General features: G+C 74.4%; 14 protein-coding genes. 6 read left to right on the top strand and 8 right to left on the bottom strand.

Annotated features, from left to right (window positions below; genetic code table 11):
• Positions 1-147: 147 nt before the first annotated feature.
• The 5 genes from AB0B01_RS07995 to AB0B01_RS07975 all read left to right on the top strand — a co-directional run bounded on the left by AB0B01_RS07995 (position 148) and on the right by AB0B01_RS07975 (position 6,214).
• Complete coding sequence (locus AB0B01_RS07995) at positions 148-3,000, top strand: GNAT family N-acetyltransferase (protein WP_361714051.1); 2,853 nt, start codon at positions 148-150, stop codon at positions 2,998-3,000.
• Between the two features lie 41 nt (positions 3,001-3,041).
• Positions 3,042-3,638 (top strand): DUF5998 family protein, encoded by a 597-nt coding sequence (locus tag AB0B01_RS07990; protein ID WP_356848460.1) that lies wholly within the window; start codon positions 3,042-3,044, stop codon positions 3,636-3,638.
• On the top strand, positions 3,638-4,840 hold the full coding sequence (locus AB0B01_RS07985; protein ID WP_361714048.1) for a nucleotide pyrophosphatase/phosphodiesterase family protein: 1,203 nt from the start codon (positions 3,638-3,640) through the stop codon (positions 4,838-4,840). The genes AB0B01_RS07990 and AB0B01_RS07985 overlap by 1 nt, the downstream gene beginning before the upstream one ends.
• 65 nt (positions 4,841-4,905) lie before the next feature.
• Positions 4,906-5,556 (top strand): thymidine kinase, encoded by a 651-nt coding sequence (locus tag AB0B01_RS07980; RefSeq protein ID WP_361714045.1) that lies wholly within the window; start codon positions 4,906-4,908, stop codon positions 5,554-5,556.
• An 85-nt stretch (positions 5,557-5,641) separates the two neighbouring features.
• Positions 5,642-6,214, top strand: a complete 573-nt coding sequence (locus tag AB0B01_RS07975; protein ID WP_361714043.1) for a GNAT family N-acetyltransferase — start codon at positions 5,642-5,644, stop codon at positions 6,212-6,214.
• Here the strand turns inward: AB0B01_RS07975 and AB0B01_RS07970 are convergent.
• The 4 genes from AB0B01_RS07970 to AB0B01_RS07955 are packed head-to-tail and all read right to left on the bottom strand — an operon-like array spanning position 6,190 to position 10,325.
• Positions 6,190-6,957 (bottom strand): nucleoside 2-deoxyribosyltransferase domain-containing protein, encoded by a 768-nt coding sequence (locus AB0B01_RS07970; protein WP_361714041.1) that lies wholly within the window; start codon positions 6,955-6,957, stop codon positions 6,190-6,192. The genes AB0B01_RS07975 and AB0B01_RS07970 overlap by 25 nt on opposite strands.
• Complete coding sequence (locus AB0B01_RS07965) at positions 6,947-7,822, bottom strand: alpha/beta hydrolase (RefSeq protein ID WP_361714039.1); 876 nt, start codon at positions 7,820-7,822, stop codon at positions 6,947-6,949. Before AB0B01_RS07965 ends, AB0B01_RS07970 begins: the two co-directional genes overlap by 11 nt.
• Complete coding sequence (locus AB0B01_RS07960) at positions 7,819-8,814, bottom strand: macrolide 2'-phosphotransferase (protein ID WP_361714037.1); 996 nt, start codon at positions 8,812-8,814, stop codon at positions 7,819-7,821. The genes AB0B01_RS07965 and AB0B01_RS07960 overlap by 4 nt, the downstream gene beginning before the upstream one ends.
• The gene (locus AB0B01_RS07955; RefSeq protein WP_361714035.1) at positions 8,811-10,325 is read right to left on the bottom strand and encodes an AMP-binding protein; all 1,515 of its coding nucleotides are present in this window, start codon (positions 10,323-10,325) and stop codon (positions 8,811-8,813) included. The genes AB0B01_RS07960 and AB0B01_RS07955 overlap by 4 nt, the downstream gene beginning before the upstream one ends.
• 70 nt (positions 10,326-10,395) lie before the next feature.
• On the opposite strand from AB0B01_RS07955, the gene AB0B01_RS07950 reads away from it, so the two are divergent.
• Positions 10,396-11,979: a CocE/NonD family hydrolase gene (locus tag AB0B01_RS07950; RefSeq protein WP_361714033.1), complete on the top strand. Its 1,584-nt coding sequence runs from the start codon at positions 10,396-10,398 to the stop codon at positions 11,977-11,979.
• Here AB0B01_RS07950 and AB0B01_RS07945 read toward each other — a convergent pair.
• From AB0B01_RS07945 to AB0B01_RS07930, 4 genes are read right to left on the bottom strand one after another with little or no spacing between them, the layout of a single operon-like run.
• A complete protein-coding gene (locus AB0B01_RS07945) occupies positions 11,944-13,023 on the bottom strand; it encodes a glycosyltransferase (RefSeq protein ID WP_361714031.1) in 1,080 nt (359 codons plus the stop codon). The genes AB0B01_RS07950 and AB0B01_RS07945 overlap by 36 nt on opposite strands.
• A gap of 56 nt (positions 13,024-13,079) precedes the next feature.
• Complete coding sequence (locus tag AB0B01_RS07940; RefSeq protein WP_361714029.1) at positions 13,080-14,312, bottom strand: ATP-grasp domain-containing protein; 1,233 nt, start codon at positions 14,310-14,312, stop codon at positions 13,080-13,082.
• Positions 14,305-15,009, bottom strand: a complete 705-nt coding sequence (locus AB0B01_RS07935; protein WP_361714027.1) for a PIG-L deacetylase family protein — start codon at positions 15,007-15,009, stop codon at positions 14,305-14,307. Before AB0B01_RS07935 ends, AB0B01_RS07940 begins: the two co-directional genes overlap by 8 nt.
• Entirely contained in the window at positions 15,006-17,039 is a 2,034-nt protein-coding gene (locus tag AB0B01_RS07930) for an NAD-dependent epimerase/dehydratase family protein (RefSeq protein ID WP_361714025.1), read from the bottom strand. The genes AB0B01_RS07935 and AB0B01_RS07930 overlap by 4 nt, the downstream gene beginning before the upstream one ends.
• Positions 17,040-17,055: the final 16 nt, after the last annotated feature.

The following is a 17,055-nucleotide window of genomic DNA, read 5'->3' as shown; positions in this document are numbered from 1 at the left end:
GTCTCTCACGACGCCCCGAATGCTCCGACCGACCTTCGGCCCCTTTCGCCCGCCGTTCGATGTTCCCCAGCTTGCACCGATTTGCCCTGGCTTGCCTCATGCGCCGCGCAGGAGCAGTTGGGCCGGCGCCGGCCTTAGGATCACCGCATGACCACCGCGTCGGATCCTTCGTACCCGGCCCACTGGGAGGCCGACGTCGTCTTGCGCGACGGCGGCACCGCCCGGATCAGGCCCATCACCACCGAGGACGCCGCCCGGTTGGTCAGCTTCTACGAGCAGGTCTCGGACGAGTCGAAGTACTACCGGTTCTTCGCCCCCTACCCGCGGCTCTCCGACCGGGACGTGCACCGCTTCACGCACCACGACTACGTGGACCGGGTCGGCCTTGCGGCGACCGTCGGCGAGGAGTTCATCGGCACCGTCCGCTACGACCGCATCGGCCCCGACGGCCGGCCCGCCTCCCTGCCCGCCGACGAAGCCGAGGTCGCGTTCCTGGTCCAGGACGCCCACCAGGGCCGCGGGGTCGCCTCGGCGCTCCTCGAACACATCGGCGCGGTGGCCCGGGAGCGGGGCATCCGCCGGTTCGCCGCCGAGGTGCTGCCCGCCAACACCAAGATGATCAAGGTGTTCACGGATGCGGGCTACCAGCAGAAGCGCAGCTTCGAGGACGGCTCCGTCCACCTCACCCTCGACCTCGAACCCACCGAGGAGTCCCTCGCCGTCCAGCGGGCCCGCGAACAGCGCGCCGAGGCCCGCTCGGTCCAGCGGCTGCTGACCCCCCGCTCGGTGGCGGTGATCGGAGTCAGCCGCTCCGGCGGCGGCATGGGCGCGGCGGCGCTGCGCAACCTCCGGGACAGCGGCTTCCACGGCCACCTCTACGCCGTGAACGAGGCCGTCACCACCGACCTGCTGGAGGGCGTGCGGGCCTACCGGGCACTCGCCCAGGTCGACGCCCCGGTCGACCTCGCCGTGATCGCCGTGCCCGCCGAGCGGGTCCCGGAGGCGGTGGCGGCCTGCGGTGAGCACGGGGTACAGGGGCTGGTGGTGCTGTCCGCCGGATACGGGGAGAGCGGCCCGGCCGGACTCGACCGGCAGCGCGAACTGGTGCGCCAGGTGCGCTCGTACGGGATGCGGCTGATCGGCCCCAACGCCTTCGGCGTGATCAACACCGCGCCGGACGTGGGGCTCAACGCCTCGCTGGCCCCGGCCCCGGCGCCGCTGCGCGGCCGGATCGGGCTGTTCACCCAGTCCGGGGCGATCGGCATCTCGCTGCTCTCGGCACTGCTCCGGCGCGGTGAGGGCCTCTCGTCGTTCGTTTCGGCGGGCAACCGGGCGGACGTCTCCGGCAACGACATCCTCCAGTTCTGGTACGACGACGAGGCCACGGACGTGGCGCTGATGTACCTCGAAACCCTGGGCAACCCGCGGAAGTTCACGCGGCTCGCCCGCCGGACGGCGGCCGTCAAGCCCGTGGTCGTCGCCAAGGGGGGCCGCCACACCCCGGCGGGGCACGTGGTGCCCGGGACCAGGCTCGCGGAGACCACCGTCTCGGCGCTGCTGCGGCAGGCGGGCGTGATCCGGGTCGACACGGTGACCGAGCTCGTGGACGTCGGACTGCTGCTGGCCTCGCAGCCGCTGCCCGGCGGGCCGCGCGTGGCGATCCTCGGGAACTCCGAGTCGCTCGGCGTCCTCACCTACGACGCCTGCCTCACGCAGGGGCTGCGGCCGGGTACCCCGCTGGACCTGACGACGGCGGCCGGTCCGGCCGAGTTCCGGGCGGCCCTGGCCGCCGCGCTGGCCTCGGACACCAACGACGCGGTCATCGTCACCGCGATCCCCTCCGTCAGCGAGCGCCCCCTGGTGGACGACCTGGCCGGTGCGCTGCGTGAAGCGGTGGCCGAGCACCCCGGGAAGCCGGTGGCGGTGGTCCACGTGGAACTCGCCGACCTCGCGGACGCCCTTTCCCCGGCAGGAGGCTTCGCCGCCACCCCGCCCGGGGACGAAGCCGGGAACAGGGCCGGGGACCCCCGGTCCGAAGCGGCGCCCCGGCCCCGCGCGGCGGCTGCGGTGCGCCTGCCCGCCTACCCGGCAGCCGAGCGGGCCGTACGGGCCGTGGCCGAAGCGGTGCGGTACGGGCAGTGGCGGCAGGCCAACGCCCACGCCGGCCAGGTGCCCGCGTACGAGGACATCGACGAGGCCGGAGCCGCGGCCCAGCTCGCCGGGCTGCTGGCCGACGTCGGGCCGGGCGGTGACCCCGGTGCCAGGGCCGGTACCGGTACCGGTCCCGGTGCCGGCACCGGGACCGACCCCGGCGTCCTCACCCTCGGCGAGGTCGACGCCGCCGAGCTGCTCGCGCGGTACGGCATCCGCGTGCTGCCCACCCTGCCCGCGCCCACCGCCGACGCCGCGGTACGGGCCGCCGAGACCCTCGGCTACCCCGTCGCGCTCAAGACCACCGCCCCGCACCTGCGCCACCGGGCGGACCTGGGCGGCGTACGCCTGGACCTGACGACCGAGGCGGAGCTGCGCCGCTCGTACGACGAACTGACCGACCTGCTCGGCACGCCCGCCGAGCTGCTCCCCGTCGTCCAGGCCATGGTGCCCCGCGGGGTCGACACCGTCGTGCGGTCCGTCATCGACCCGGCCGCGGGCGCCGTCCTCTCCTTCGGGCTCGCCGGGGTCGCCTCCGAGCTGCTCGGCGACACCGCCCACCGGCTCGTCCCGGCCACCGACCGGGATGTCGCCGGACTGATCCGGTCCATCCGGACCGCTCCCCTGCTCTTCGGCTGGCGCGGGAGCGAGCCCGTGGACACCCCGGCCCTGGAAGAGCTCCTCCTGCGCCTGTCCCGGCTCGTGGACGATCACCCGGAGGTCGTCGGCGTGACCCTGGAACCGGTCGTCGTCGCGACCGAGGGACTGTCCGTCCTCAGCGCCACCGTGCGCATCGCCCACCCCCCTGCCCGCACCGACCTGGGTCCTCGGATACTCCCCAGCTACTGAGGGCGGCCGGGGCGCCCGTCCAGGGCCTTAGGATGGACCCCATGGCGAAATCCGGTACGACGACCCAGGGGCTGCGCACGGCGATCGAGCGCAGCGGCTACTACCCGGCCCTCGTGGCCGAGGCCGTGGAGGCCGCGGTGGGCGGCGAGCCGATCTCGTCGTACCTGGTCCACCAGGAGACGACCTTCGACTCGAACGAGGTCCGCCGGCACGTCACGGTCCTCGTCCTGACCGGCAACCGCTTCATCGTGAGCCACACCGACGAGCAGGCCGCCGACGCCGGGTCCCCGTCCCCGTACGCGACCACCTCCACCGAGTCGGTCAAGCTCGCCAGCATCTCCTCGGTGGTGCTCAGCCGCGTCGTCGCCAACCCCGAGTCGTACACCCCCGGCACCCTGCCCCGCGAGGTCGTCCTGACCATCGGCTGGGGCGCGGTCTCCCGGATCGACCTGGAGCCCGCCGCCTGCGGCGACCCGAACTGCGACTCCGACCACGGCTACACCGGAAACTCCACCGCCGACGACCTCAGCCTGCGCGTCAGCGAGGCCGGCGACGGCCCGGAGGCGGTCCGCCAGACCCTCCTCTTCGCGCAGGCGCTCTCCGAGGCGACGGCGGCAACCGCCGCCGGCCCCCGCTGATGGCCTACTCCGCAGCGCAGGACTGGCAGGAGCCGGAGCTCCTGGAGCCCGCGGGCGCCCCCGTGCCCGAGTACGGAGCCGGCTCGCTCGCCGATCTGCTGCCGACGCTGGTGGCCGGTCAGGGCGTCCCCGGGTTCAGCGCCGCCATCGCCGAGCTGACCCCGGCCGACCGCAACTGCGTGTTCCTCGTCGACGGCATGGGCTGGGAGCAGATCAAGGCCCACCCGGACGAGGCCCCGTACCTGACCTCCCTGCTCGGCAGTTCACGCGGCGGCACCGGCCGCCCGCTCACCGCCGGGTTCCCGGCGACCACCGCGACCTCCCTGGCCTCGGTCGGCACCGGCCTCGCGCCCTCGCGGCACGGCCTGCCCGGCTACGCGGTCCGCAACCCGGCCACCGGCGAGCTGATGAACCAGCTCCGCTGGCAGCCGTGGACCCCGCCGGCGCCCTGGCAGCCGTACCCGACCGTCTTCCAGCAGGCCGACGCGGCCGGTGTGGCCACCGCCCAGGTGTCCTCGCCCGCCTTCCAGACCACCCCGCTCACCAAGATCGCACTGAGCGGCGGCACCTTCCTCGGCCGGATGACCGGCGAAGAGCGGATGGACCTCGCCGCCGAGCGGCTCGCGGCCGGCGACCGCTCGCTGGTGTACACGTACTACAGCGAGCTCGACGGAGCCGGACACCGGCACGGGGTGAACTCCGACGCCTGGCGCGGCCAGTTGATGTACGTCGACCGGCTGGTCCAGCGGCTGGCCGAGCAACTGCCGCCGCGCACCGCGCTGTACGTGACCGCCGACCACGGGATGGTGGACGTCCCGTTCGACGAGGACTCCCGGATCGACTTCGACGAGGACTGGGAGCTGGGCGCGGGCGTGGCCCTGCTCGGCGGCGAGGGCCGGGCCCGGCACGTGTACGCCGTACCGGGCGCCGAGGCCGACGTCCTCACGGTGTGGCGGGAGGTACTGGGCGACCGGTTCTGGGTCGCGGGCCGGCAAGAGGCCCTGGAACTGGGCTGGTTCGGTGCGCCGGGGGAGTGCGACGAGCGGGTGCTCGGCCGGATCGGCGACGTGGTCGCCGCGGCCCACGCCGACGTGGCGATCACCGCGTCCGACAACGAGCCCAACGAGTCGGCGCTCGTCGGCATGCACGGCTCGATGACCGCGGCCGAGCAGCTGGTCCCGCTGCTCGAAGTCCGCACCTGACCCGCCGACTTCCCGGCCGCCGTTCCCCTCCTGCTCCCCCTGACCCGAAAGGTCCCGTTCCCTCCATGCCTGAACTGGTGTTTTTCTCCGGCACGATGGATTGCGGGAAGAGTACGCTGGCGCTCCAGATCGGCCACAACCGGTCGGCGCGGGGCCTGCAAGGCGTGATCTTCACCCGTGACGACCGTGCGGGCGAGGGCAAGCTGTCCTCCCGCCTCGGCCTGGTCACGGAGGCGGTCGAGGCCGGCGAGGGCATGGACCTGTACGCCTACCTCGTGGACCAGCTGTCCAAGGGCGGCAAGGCGGACTACGTGATCGTGGACGAGGCGCAGTTCCTCGCCCCGGAGCAGATCGACCAGCTGGCCCGCATCGTCGACGACCTCGACATGGACGTCTTCGCCTTCGGCATCACCACGGACTTCCGCACCAAGCTGTTCCCCGGCTCCCAGCGCCTGATCGAGCTCGCCGACCGGATCGAGCAGCTCCAGGTCGAGGCCCTGTGCTGGTGCGGCGCCCGCGCCACCCACAACGCCCGTACGGTGGGCGGCGCGATGGTGGTCGAAGGCGCGCAGGTCGTGGTGGGTGACGTGAACCGCCCGGCGGAGGAGATCGGCTACGAGGTCCTCTGCCGCCGCCACCACCGCCGGCGGATGACGAGTGCCGCGTCGCGGGCGGGTTCGCTGTCGCCGGACGTGCTGCCGGTGGCTTCCGGCTGATTCCCGGTGCGGCCGGGGCCGGGCCGCCGGGCGCGTGCGGCTGAAACCCGCCCTCACCCGGGCACGTCGGTCATAGCCTCGTGGCATGACCGCGCTCAGTGACACGACGTACGAGTTCCGCATCGCCCGTCCCGAGGACGCCGAGGCCATCGAGGCCCTCGACGGGTCCTTCACCACCAGCACCGTATTCGATGTCGTCGCGACCGGCGACGGTTTCGCCCTCCGCGAGGTTCCGGTTGACCCGCCGCTGGTCAAGGTGTTCCCCGAGGACGAGGACGAGGACGGCGACGACGGGGAGACGGACGGCGAGGACGCCGACAGTCGCACCTTCGTCGCCGTCGGCGCCGACGGGGGCCTCGCCGGCTTCGCCGCCGTCTCCTACTCCGCGTGGAACCGGCGGCTGACCATCGAGGACATCGAGGTCGCCCCCGGCCACCGGGGCCGCGGCGTCGGCAGGGCGCTGATGGGGCACGCGGTGGACTTCGCCCGCGAGCGGGGCGCCGGGCACCTCTGGCTGGAGGTGACCAACGTCAACGCCCCGGCCATCCACGCCTACCGGAGGATGGGCTTCGCCCTCTGCGGCCTGGACACCGCCCTGTACCTGGGCACCGCATCCGAGGGCGAGCAGGCGCTCTACATGAGCATGCCCTGCCCCTGAGCCGCCAGCAGCCGGCCCACGGCGGGCCCGGAGCCGTCGCCCGGCGCGACGGTGACGGTCAGCAGCCAGGCGGCGGCCCCGTCAGGCGCCGCCGCCGGCGCGTACCACTCCACGCGCGCGTCCAGCAGCCGGTCCCCGGCCTCCCGGCAGGCGGCGTACCACGTGCGGAACGGACCGGTCCGCCACACCGTCAGCGGCACCGCCCGTTCGCCGGCGCTGCGCACGGAGCCCGGCCCGACCGCCCGCAGTGCGGCCTCGGCAGCACCCGCCGGCGTCCGCTCCACCGGGACCCCCAGGACGGCGGCGAAGTGGAGCAGGTACTCCATGCGTTCGGCCTCCGGCGGCGCCCCGAGCACGGCGCGGCCCGAATCGCACCACGCGCCCCACTTGATGTTGGACACCAGGCCCGGCAGCCGGGCCATGTCGCGCGGGATCCAGAACAGGACCACGTCGGACCGGTGCATGGCGTCCTCCTCCCATGCGATCTGGTCCCCGTACGCCGGGTAGCCGCCGCCGGGCGCCGGTTCAGGCAGGAACACCACCAGCCGTCCGGCACCGGACCACGCGGACCGCAGTGCCGCCACGGCGGCCGGCCGCCACGACGGCTCGGCGGGGTCGGTCGGGGTCGGGCCGCACAGGTACACGGCCGCCGCCCAGGAGTCCGGCGGCTCCTGGCCGACATGGACGACCTCGACCTCTCCAGGGGCGGGGGCGGGGGCGGGGGAGTGGGGCTCAGGGGACACGGGACACTCCTGGGTCGGTCGGGGCCAAGGCGGCGAGGAAGTCCAGCAGGACGGTGTTGAACGCCCCGGGCCGTTCCAGGAACCCGAGGTGGCCGGTGTCCGGCAGCTCCGTGTAGCGGGCGCCGGGGATCGCGGCGGCGACCTCCCGGCCCAGCGGGGCGGGCGCCAGCACGTCGTCGGCGAACCCCACCACCAGGACGGGCACGGCGATCCGGCCGTAGTCCGCGAGCCGGTCGCGGACCGGGGGGCCCGGCTGGTACGCGGCCGACCCGCCGGTCAGCGCAGCGAATTCGAACAAGTCGAGCCATTCTGCGGTCGCGCCCTCGTCGGCCAGCGTCCTGGGAGAGAGGTGCTGCACCAGCCGGACGAAGGCCTCGTACTCCGCCGGCAGCCGGGTGCCCGCCCCGGCGAAGGCGGCCTCCGCACGGGCCACGGCCTCCCCCACCGCGTCGGGCCGGCCACGGGTCGCCACGAGCAGCGCCCCGCTTGCCAGGTGCGCATCGGTCAGGAGCAGCTCCTGGACGGCGAGCGCGCCGAGGGAGTGGCCGACCAGCGGGCAGGGCGGCAGGTCGAGGGCCCTCAGCACCTCCCGCGTACGAGCGGCCAGTTCGGCCGGCCCGGTGGCCGGCGCAGGCCCGTGGTCGAAGGTGACCACCCGCCGGCCGGCGGCGGTCAGTGCCGGCACCTGGTGGTGTTCCCAGATCCGTCCGGTGCCGCCCGCGCCCGCGACCAGCACCACCGGCAGGTTCCCGGTCCCGTGCAGGGCGTACGCCGTCCCGCCGGGCGTGTGCCCCGTCGTACGGGCGGAGCCCGCCGCGCCCTCCGTGCCGTCCGCCCCCTGAGGGCGCCGCCCCGTGCCCCTCACGGCGCCATCCTGCGCAGTGCCGTCTGCACCCATGCGGGGCGGCCGGTGTCCAGACCCCGCAGCGCCACGTGGACCCACAGGAAGGAGGCGCGTGCCAGGATGTGCGCCCGCATGCCGTCGCGCACCTCGCCGCCCGCCGCCCGGTAGGCCTCCAGGAGCCGGTCGAGGACGGCGGTGCCGCCGGCGTACAGCATGTCTACGAAGTCGGCCGCGGGATCGCCGACATCGGCGTTGGCCCAGTCCAGCAGGCCCGACAGGGCCGGCGGACCGGACCGCGGGCGCACCACCAGGGTGTGCCCGGGGTGCACGTCGCCGTGGACGAGCGTCAGCCGGCCGGGCCACAGCCGGTCGTCGTCCAGCCAAGCCCGCCAGCGCCGCAGCCCGGCGGCGGGCAGGGGGAGTTCGGCGCGGGCCCGCGTGAGCCGGTCCGCGATCCGGGCGCGCACGGCGCCAGGGTCCGCCTGCCCCCGGCCCGCCGGGAGGGCGGGGCTGTCCAGCGGCGTCGTGTGCACCGCGACCAGCGCCCGGGCGAGGGGCTCCAGGTAGTGGCCGGGGTGCGCCAGCGGGTCCAGGGACCAGCCGTAGACCAGGGTGTCGGGATCCTCGGTGCCCGCCGCCTCACCGGGCAGGCGGGGGTAGGCGACCAGGTCCGGGGTGTGCAGGCGCCAGTCGGGTACCGGCACGGGCGTCCGGTCGCGTACGGCGGCCAGCACCGCGCCCTCGAAGGCCAGTTGCTCCGAGGCTTCCGGCCGGCGCGGCTGCCGCAGGATCCACCAGGTGCGGTCCACCGCCCGGATGTGCGTGACCCGGAAGTCCCATCCGCTCTCGTCGGCGCGAGCGGTCGCCGGGTCGAGGACCACGCCGAGGCGGCGGGAGGCGTACGCGGCCAGGCCGGCCGGGCCGGACTCCCCGGCGGGTTGTGGCGCCCCCGCCGGCGCCTGCGACGGCCCCCCGGGCACCGCGGCCCGTGCGGCGCCCGCCGCGGCCCTCATCGGTTCGCCCCCGTCGTGACCAGGTACCGGTCCCTGGTGGCGTTGCGGTCCACCTTCCCGGTGTGGGTGCGTTCCAGCTCCGCGACCGGCACCAGCAGGCTGGGCACCAGGTGCGGGGCCGCCGTGCCGGCCAGCCGGGCGCGGACGCCCGTCGCCACCTCGCCGGGGTCGTGGTCGGGCAGCGGTACGAAGAAGGCGGCCAGTGTGCTGTGCTCGGCCCGGTCCACCCGCGCGGCCGCCACCTCCAGGACCCCCTCGCAGCTCCCGACGAGAGCCTCGACGTCCACCAGGTCCACCCGGTGACCGCGGATCTTGACCTGGTGGTCGGAGCGGCCCCGGAACACCAGGCCGCCTCCGGGCACCGTGGAGACCAGGTCCCCGGTGCGGTACCAGCGGGTCCCTCCGTGTTCGGTGAAGCTGGCCGCCGTCTCCTCCGGCGCGGCGTGGTAGCCGAGGGCCAGTCCTGGCCCCGACACGTACAGCTCGCCCGTGTCGGCCACGCGCTGGCCCACGTGCGGCAGGGGCAGCCCGATGGGCAGGTCGCCGCCGGAGTCCGGCAGTTCGGGTGCGCCCGGCCCGGCCAGCTGCACGGCGTGGGTGACCAGGGCCGTCTCGGTGGATCCGTACGTGTTGAGCAGCCGCACCCCTCCGGTGCCGAGCCGCCGCCAGCGCTCCAGCATGTCGGCCCGCACCGCCTCCCCGCCGATCACGACCGTACGCAGGGACGCGGGGAGGCCGGTGCCCTGCTGCAGCAGGTCACCGGCCAGACTGTGCCAGAAGCCGGTCGGCAGCACCGCGACGGTGACCTCCTGGTCCTCGGCGACCTGCGTGAAACCCTCGCGCGCCGCGTCGTCGACGACGAGGGTGGCGCCGCCGGTCAGGGTGGGGAGGATCTCCTCCAGGCTCGTGTCGCCGCCGGCGCCGTGGAAGTGCAGCACCGTGGAGTGCGGGCCGATGCCGTACAGGTCGCGCAGCACCGGCACCACGGCGGCGAGGGCCCGGTGTGGCACCACCACTCCCTTGGGCTCGCCGGTGGAACCGGAGGTGAACAGCACGTACGCCGGGTCCTCGGGCCCCACGCCCGAGTCGTGCAGCACGGTGGCCGCGGGGGGCGGCTCCGCCGCGGGCGCCCAGCGGGGACGGACCGTCCGCGCGACCGCGGGCTGCCAGCCGGTGTCCGCGGTCGCCACGGCCTCGCGGACCCCCAGCCGGGCCAGGACGGACTCCAGCCGGGCCGAGGGGTGGCCTGCCTCCAGCGGCACGTAGGCGCGCCCCGCAGCGAGCACGCCCAGGAGGGCCGCCACGTCCCGGGCCGAGTGGTGCACGACGACCCCGACCGGCGGCTGGGGCCGCTCCGTCCGTGGCGCGACGGCGCCGGCCACCTCCCGTACCCAGGCGGCGAGGGTGCCGTAGCCGACCACGAGCCCGTTGTCGACCACGGCCGGGCGAGCCGGATCCGTACGCGCCGTCTCGAAGAACGGTTCCAGGAAATGGATTCCGGAGGACTGCATTGTGAATTCCCTCGTCCTGATGGAATATGGGCGGGTGCGTATTGTTGTGGAACACGATCTGAAAATACCCGTGCGTGACGGCACTTTATTGAGTGCCGACCTCTACCGTCCCGATTCAGGCTGCCCGGTGCCGGTGCTGGTGCGCCGGACGCCCTACGGGAAATCCGGCAGCCCGGGCGGGGCCTCCGTCGACGGCCTGCGCCTGGTGCGCTCCGGTTACGCCCTGCTGGTGCAGGACGTACGCGGCCGGTTCGGCTCCGGCGGCACCTTCGAGCCGTACTGGCACGAGGCGGCGGACGGCGCGGACACCGTCGCCTGGGCGGTGGAGCAGCCCTGGTGCGACGGATCGGCCGGCCTGTTCGGCCGCTCCTACGAGGCGATGGCCGCACTGCTCGCCGCGGCCGAGCGCCCGCCCGGCCTGGGTGCGATCGTCCCGCACGTGGCCGGATCTGGCTTCGATGAGGGCTGGACCCGCCAGGGCGGCGCCTTCCAGTGGGGCTTCGTCCTGTACTGGGTGCTCTACGACCTGCTGCTGGAGGGGGCCGGACTGACCGGGGCCGACCTGGACGAGGTGGCCCGTGCCGTCGACCGGATCGACGAGCTCTACCGGGACCCGGAGGCCGCCGCGGACCTGCTGGACCGGCTGGCCCCCTACTACCGGCAGTGGCGCGCCCACCCGGGCGGCCACCCGTACTGGCGGCGCGCCGCCCCCCGGGAGTCGTATCCGTCGATCGGCGTCCCGGTGCTCCACCTCACCGGCTGGTACGACATTTTCCTCGCCGGCGCCCTGGAGAATTACCGGGGAATTCGGGAATGTGGAACTCCGTCGCACTTGGTGGTCGGTCCGTGGTCCCACTGCGTCACCGGCGGGATATTCCCACAGCGTCGTTACGGGCTGGCGGCCGACGAACGCAGCATCGATGTCACCGGTCTCCATCTGGATCATTTCGACCGCCACCTGCGGCGGCGGGCCGGCGGTCCGCAACCCGAACCGGTACGGCTGTTCGTCACCGGCGCCGACGCATGGCGCGCCTTCCCCGACTGGCCCGTCCCCGGCGCCCGGGACCTCGTCCTGCACCTGCACGGCCGCGGCCTGACGCCCGGCCCCCCTCCGGAGGCCCCCGGCTGGGACCGGCTCCGCCACGACCCGGCCGACCCCGTGCCCACGACCGGGGGCGCCACCGCCCTCCCCGGCCAGTTCACCGGCGGCGACTGCGGTCCGATGGACCAGCGGGAGGTCGAACGGCGCGCCGACGTGCTGTGCTTCACGAGCGAGCCGCTCGCGGAGCCGCTGACCGTCGTCGGCGACACCGTCCTGACGGTGTACGTGACCCCGGACGCGGCGGGCGCCGACGTGACCGGCAAGCTCGTCGACGTGCACCCAGGCGGCCGGGCCGAGCTGCTGTGCGACGGCGTGCGCCGCCTGGAGCCGGGGGCGGACGCGGCATCCGTCCCCGACGAGCCGGTCGAGGTCACCGTCGCGCTGGGTGCGGTCGGTCACCGGTTCGGCGCCGGCCACCGGATCCGTCTGGAGATCGCGGCCAGCAACGCGCCGCGCTTCGATGTCCATCCGCGGGTCCTCGCCCACCACACCGTCCACCACGGCGGCGACCATCCCTCACGCCTGCTGCTGCCGTGCCTGCCCGGCGGCTGACGCCGTACCCGGGTCGGCGGCGTCCGGGTGGAAGACCGACAGGTCGGCCACCTTCTCGATCCGCCGGCCCGCTTCCCAGTGCGCCCGCCGCAGCCGTCGCAGCTGGGCGCCGGTCAGCTTGGTGCTGTGCTGCGGGATGGACCGCACCATCCGCGCCCGTTTCGCCGAGGCGGGGTAGCGATCGCGCACCCGGTACGGGTCGTTGAGCAGGTGGTGGGCGGTGCCCGTGTGGAAGGCCGCTTTCAGCAGCGCGTAGTAGGCCGCCGCGCCCGGCCCCTTGTCGCGGGCGCAGTGCACCAGCGTCCGTGACGCCTCGAACAGCCGCCACGCCACCGGCACCGCCGGAGTGGTGAACACCCCGGTCTCCTGGCCGATGCCCTCGCCGACGCCGTAGCGGAAGTAGCTGCGCATGTTGGCGAAGCCGTGCTGGGCGTCGTGGAAGATGCGCGCCTCGGGCAGGTACACCACGGGGATGCCCGCCAGCTGGAGCCGGAAGTCGAACTCGCGGTCCTCGCACCAGTGGATCAGCTCATCGAAGTGGTAGCCGCCGATGTGGTCGACTATGTCGCGGTTGTAGATCAGCGGCGGGGACAGCGCGCTGACGTAGTCCCCCTCGTCGAACTCGCGGACCCGTGCGGTGAGCTTGCTGAGGAGCCCGTCCGACTCCCCGTACACCACCTGCCCTTTGACCACCGGATCGGTGAGCACCGCGCGGACCATGGCGCGGACCACCCCGGGGGCGAAGGTGCAGTCGGAGTCCATCAGTAGCAGGTACTGCCGGTCGGTGGCGGCGGCCCCCGCGTTGTAGGCGGCGCCCAGGTTGCCGACGTCCTCGATCTCGGTGACGGTCAGCGGGCGGGGGTGCTCGGCGATCAGTTCCAGCACCGCGTCACTCGGTCCGTTGAGCGCGAGGACGATCTCGACGTCCTCGTCGATCGAAGCGATGCAGTCGGCGATCCGCAGGTCGTCACGCAGGGCGATGATCACGCTGGTCCGGGCGATGCCCCTGTCGACCGCCGCCTCGTCCACCGGGTCGGTGGCCATCTCTGTTCTCCCTCGTCAGGCTCGTGTGCGTACGGGTGCCCGCTGAACGGGCGCTGTCATGGAGACCCGGCCTTGAAGCGCAAGGGCAGGGCGCGCAGGGTGCGCTCGGCGATGGCCTCGGCCTCCGCCGGCTGCGCGGCGTGGGCGATCACCCCGGCCAGTACGTCGGCGCCGCCGCGGTAGGGCGGCACCACGGTGCCGGGCTTCAGGTCGAGGCCCCAGAACACGTCGTGCACCCCGGCCCGGCGGGATACGTCCCGCGGGTCGCCGACCCACTCGACGACGCCGCCATCCGCCGGGACGAACCGCTGGACCGCGGCGCGGCTGTGCCGGGGCACCAGTTCGGCCGGCTCCAGGGGGCGGCCCAGGGCCAGCCGGACCACGTTGGGCAGCGGGTCCACCCCGGTCGCCAGCCGCATCACCTCGGTGGCGATCCGGGCACCGGTCAGCCGGCAGGTGATCTCCAGGAGGACCACCCGGCCGTCGTGTGTGCGCAGGATGTCGGTGTTGATCACCGCCGGGTCCAGGCGGAGGGCGCGCGCCCCGCGCCGCACCGTGTCGGTGACCTCCTCGATCTGCTCGGCGGTCAACCGGCTGGGAAGAGTGTCGCCGCCCTCGAAGAAGTGGGGGGCGAACTCCTCCTTGCGCCCGTACTCCCGGTCGGCGAACCCGAAGCGGTGCAGCTCGCCGTCGACCATGAAGGCCGCCAGGGTGTGCTCGGTGCCCTCCAGGAACTCCTCCACCACGATCCGCCCGCCGGGGCTGAGCCGCAGCGCTTCCTCCGCCAGCGCCCGTACCTGCCCGGCCGACTCCGCCTTCAGCACCCCCAGCGACCCCGTCTGGTCGCTGGGCTTGACGACCGCCGGCAGGCCGACGTCGGCGACCGCCCGCACCGCCTCGCCGACGCTCTCGGCGGTGGCGAAGCGGGGCAGGTCCAGCCCGGCCGCACGCAGGATCCTCAGGCGCCGGTCCTTGAGCGTGCAGTCGAGGGCCGTCTCCAGCGGCAGGCCCGGGCAGCCGAAGCGCTGCGCGATCGTGCTGATCACCGGCGGGTTGTCCGCGCCGAGGGAGAACACCCCGTCGATCCGGTCGATGCCGGCCGCCGACAGCTCCGCGAGGACCGCCACGGCGTCGTTCGGGTCGCACACGAGCAGGACGTCCGCAGCCGCCTGCGCCCGGTCCGTCGGGTGGTCCGTCGCCACCACCAGTTCCCGCCGGGGCGAGCGCAGTTCGGACAGGGACCGGTCCATGCCCGAGCCGAGCCCGCAGACCAGGAGGCGGTCAGTCATGGCCGCCGCCCGCCCCGACGGAGGAGGGCAGGGAACCCAGGCTCAGCACCTGGAACACCTCCGCGTACCCGGAGCCGGCCGAGACCGCGCCGCGGTAGCGGGCCAGGCCGCGGATGCCCTCGTCCCATGCGGCGTGCCGCAGCTGGGAGGCGTACGCGCGCATCGCCTCGACCTTGGTCTCGATCTGCCCGTCGATGGCCTCGGCGTACTGGAAGCGCGCCATGGGCGCCCACACCTCGTAGCCGAGCACCAGCCGGGGTGCGGGCATCGGCCGGCCGCCCGTCTCCTGGAAGAACTCCGACTGGGCCATCCACAGCGCTTCGAGGGTGAGCTGGTGCACCATGCGGTGCTCGACATCGTCGTCGTTGTCGTGCGGCAGGTACACCACCTGCGGACGCACCTCCCGCAGGACCCGGACGAGGTCCAGATGGACCCGGCGGTCGAGGACGAAGTCCCGCGAGGGTTCCTCCAGGCGGATGCAGCGGTGCACGCCCAGGGCCTTCGCGGCGCCCTCCGTCTCGGCGGCGAACTCGGCGTCGCTGACCGAGTCGTCGAGCGCGCTGCGTTCGCGGCCGATGACGATGACGACCGTCACCCGTGCGCCGTCGCGCACGTGCTTGGCGATGGACCCGCCGCAGCCGATGACGTCGTCGTCGGGGTGCGGCGCGACGACCAGGACGTCGGTGACCCCCGTCATGCGCCGGCCCCCGGCAGTTCCCCGGCCCAGCGGGCCCACTGCCCGGTCAGGGCGGCTCCCTCGGCGAACGGGGTGCGTGCCGTGAAGCCCAGGATGCGGCGGGCCTTGCCGTAGTCGGCGCGGGCGGTCGATCGGTACAGCTCCAGCTCCCAGTCCGCGACCGGCTCCCCGGCGGGCAGCACCGAAGGACCGCCCAGGCCGCGAAGCGTGCGGAACGCGTCGAAGAAGGTGCCCCAGCGAAGTTCCTCGGCACGGCCGACGAGGAACCGCTCGCCGGCGGCGGCCGCGGTTCCGACGGCCAGGAGGACGGCGTCGGCCAGGTCGTCGACGTACACGGCGTTGCACACACCACCCTCGGCGCCCGCCGGAAGCTGCGTGAAATCGGTTGCCGCACGCCGCAGTTGGGCGGTGGTCCACTGGCCGCCCCACGGGCCGTAGACGACACCCGGCTGGAGGACGACCGTTTCCAGGCCGTCACCGTGGGCCTCCAGGGCCAGCTGCTCGGCGGCGAGCTTCTGCTGCTCGTACTCCCGGTCGGCGGGGTCGGCCGGGCGGGCGGGGGAGTCCTCGGTCAGGGCGCCGGTGACGGCCGGGTCGTAGACGTCGACGGTGCTCAGGTGCACCACGCGGCGGACGCCGGCGGCGCGCGCCGCGGCCAGGACGGCCGCGGTGCCGTCGACGGAGGCCGCCCAGCGGCCGGCCTCGTCACCGGTGCTGCCGAACGCGCAGTGGACGACGGTGTCGCAGCCCTCGAACGCCACGCGCAGCGAGGCGGGGTCCAGCAGGTCGCCCTGGCGGAACCCCAGCCGGTCCTGCGGCAGGACGGACAGCCGCGCGGCCCGTCCGAAGCCGCGGACCACGGGCCGGACCTGCGCCCCGGTGCCCAGGACCAGACGCTCGACGATCCTGCCGCCGATGAACCCGCTCGCGCCGGTGACCGCCACGGTGCGGCCGGTGAGCGTGAGGCCCGGGCCGGGCAGGCCCTCGCTGCCGCGCGTGGTCCACGGCTGGGCGGAGCGCCGGTGGGCGGGGCCGCCGTAGCACTCCTGGATCAGCTCGACGACGCGTACGCCGTCCTGCGGGGTGGAGTGGGCCGGCGCCGTACCGCGTACGGCGGCGGCGAAGTTGCCGAGCTGCTCGGTGAAGAGCAGTTCCCACTCGCCCTGGGCCGGGGCGACGGCCTCCACGTCGCCGCGGTGCAGTTCCACCCCGTCCGCGGTGACCAGGGTGCACTCCCCGGCCGGGAAGTCGGTGCCGATGGTGGCGGTCGCCCGGGTGCCGGTGATCGTGCAGCCCGTGCCGAGACCGCGCAGCCGGCTGAAGTCGCAGTGCACATCGGTGGCGCCGAAGCGCAGGTGGGCCGAGGCGTCGCTCTCCACCCCGCCGAGGGAGTCGTCCTCGTAGTGGACCACCTCCGCGCCGGGACCGAGCCACCACAGCAGGGTGTCGAAGACGTGGGAGGCGGTGTCCGTGAGCACGCCGCCGCCGGCGAGCCGCCGGTCGAACATCGACCAGGAGACCGGCTCATGGGCGTAGGGGTGGCCCTCCGACCAGTCGATGCGCACCACCTCGCCGAGGTCTCCGCCGTCGATGAGCCGCTTGACCCAGGCGTAGGCGGGGAAGAGCCGCCGCGGGTGGGCCATCGCCAGCACCGGCGCGCCCTCGGCCGCGGCGGTGGCGGCCAGGTCCCTGGCCTCCTCGACGGAGGTGGTCATCGGCTTCTCCAGCAGGACGTGCTTGCCGGCCGCCAGCAGCGCCCGCACGATCGGCGCGTGCAGGGTGTGCGGCGCGACCACCACGGCGGCGTCGAACGCGTCGGCGGCTTCGGCAGGGTCCGTGGCGAGCACCACCTGGTCGGCGTCGGTGCCGCCCAGCTCCCGGTACAGGGCGAGGGCGGCCTCGGCCTTGGGCGGGTCACGGTCGATGAGCGCGGTCAGCTGCACGTCCCCCTTGAGCGGGGGCAGGGCCGGCAGGTGACAGCCGCGTGCTGCGGCGCCGCACCCGATGATGGCGAGGCGTACGGGAGGCATGGTTCTCTCCAGGGTT

Origin of the sequence: Streptomyces sp. NPDC044571 (genome assembly GCF_040647115.1) — a bacterium.
In the GTDB taxonomy this organism is placed as follows: Bacteria; Actinomycetota; Actinomycetes; order Streptomycetales; family Streptomycetaceae; genus Streptomyces.
The sequence above is the reverse complement of the archived record's forward strand: the minus strand, read 5'-3'. Positions and strand labels throughout refer to the sequence as shown.

Bases quoted from the DNA above. Each gene is read 5' to 3' on its own strand.
- AB0B01_RS07960 (WP_361714037.1), bottom strand. From the start codon at position 8,814: ATGAGGGCCGCGGCGGGCGCCGCACGGGCCGCGGTGCCCGGGGGGCCG.
- AB0B01_RS07940 (WP_361714029.1), bottom strand. From the start codon at position 14,312: ATGACTGACCGCCTCCTGGTCTGCGGGCTCGGCTCGGGCATGGACCGG.
- AB0B01_RS07975 (WP_361714043.1), top strand. From the start codon at position 5,642: ATGACCGCGCTCAGTGACACGACGTACGAGTTCCGCATCGCCCGTCCC.
- AB0B01_RS07995 (WP_361714051.1), top strand. From the start codon at position 148: ATGACCACCGCGTCGGATCCTTCGTACCCGGCCCACTGGGAGGCCGAC.
- AB0B01_RS07930 (WP_361714025.1), bottom strand. From the start codon at position 17,039: ATGCCTCCCGTACGCCTCGCCATCATCGGGTGCGGCGCCGCAGCACGC.
- AB0B01_RS07935 (WP_361714027.1), bottom strand. From the start codon at position 15,009: ATGACGGGGGTCACCGACGTCCTGGTCGTCGCGCCGCACCCCGACGAC.
- AB0B01_RS07985 (WP_361714048.1), top strand. From the start codon at position 3,638: ATGGCCTACTCCGCAGCGCAGGACTGGCAGGAGCCGGAGCTCCTGGAG.
- AB0B01_RS07990 (WP_356848460.1), top strand. From the start codon at position 3,042: ATGGCGAAATCCGGTACGACGACCCAGGGGCTGCGCACGGCGATCGAG.
- AB0B01_RS07955 (WP_361714035.1), bottom strand. From the start codon at position 10,325: ATGCAGTCCTCCGGAATCCATTTCCTGGAACCGTTCTTCGAGACGGCG.
- AB0B01_RS07945 (WP_361714031.1), bottom strand. From the start codon at position 13,023: ATGGCCACCGACCCGGTGGACGAGGCGGCGGTCGACAGGGGCATCGCC.
- AB0B01_RS07980 (WP_361714045.1), top strand. From the start codon at position 4,906: ATGCCTGAACTGGTGTTTTTCTCCGGCACGATGGATTGCGGGAAGAGT.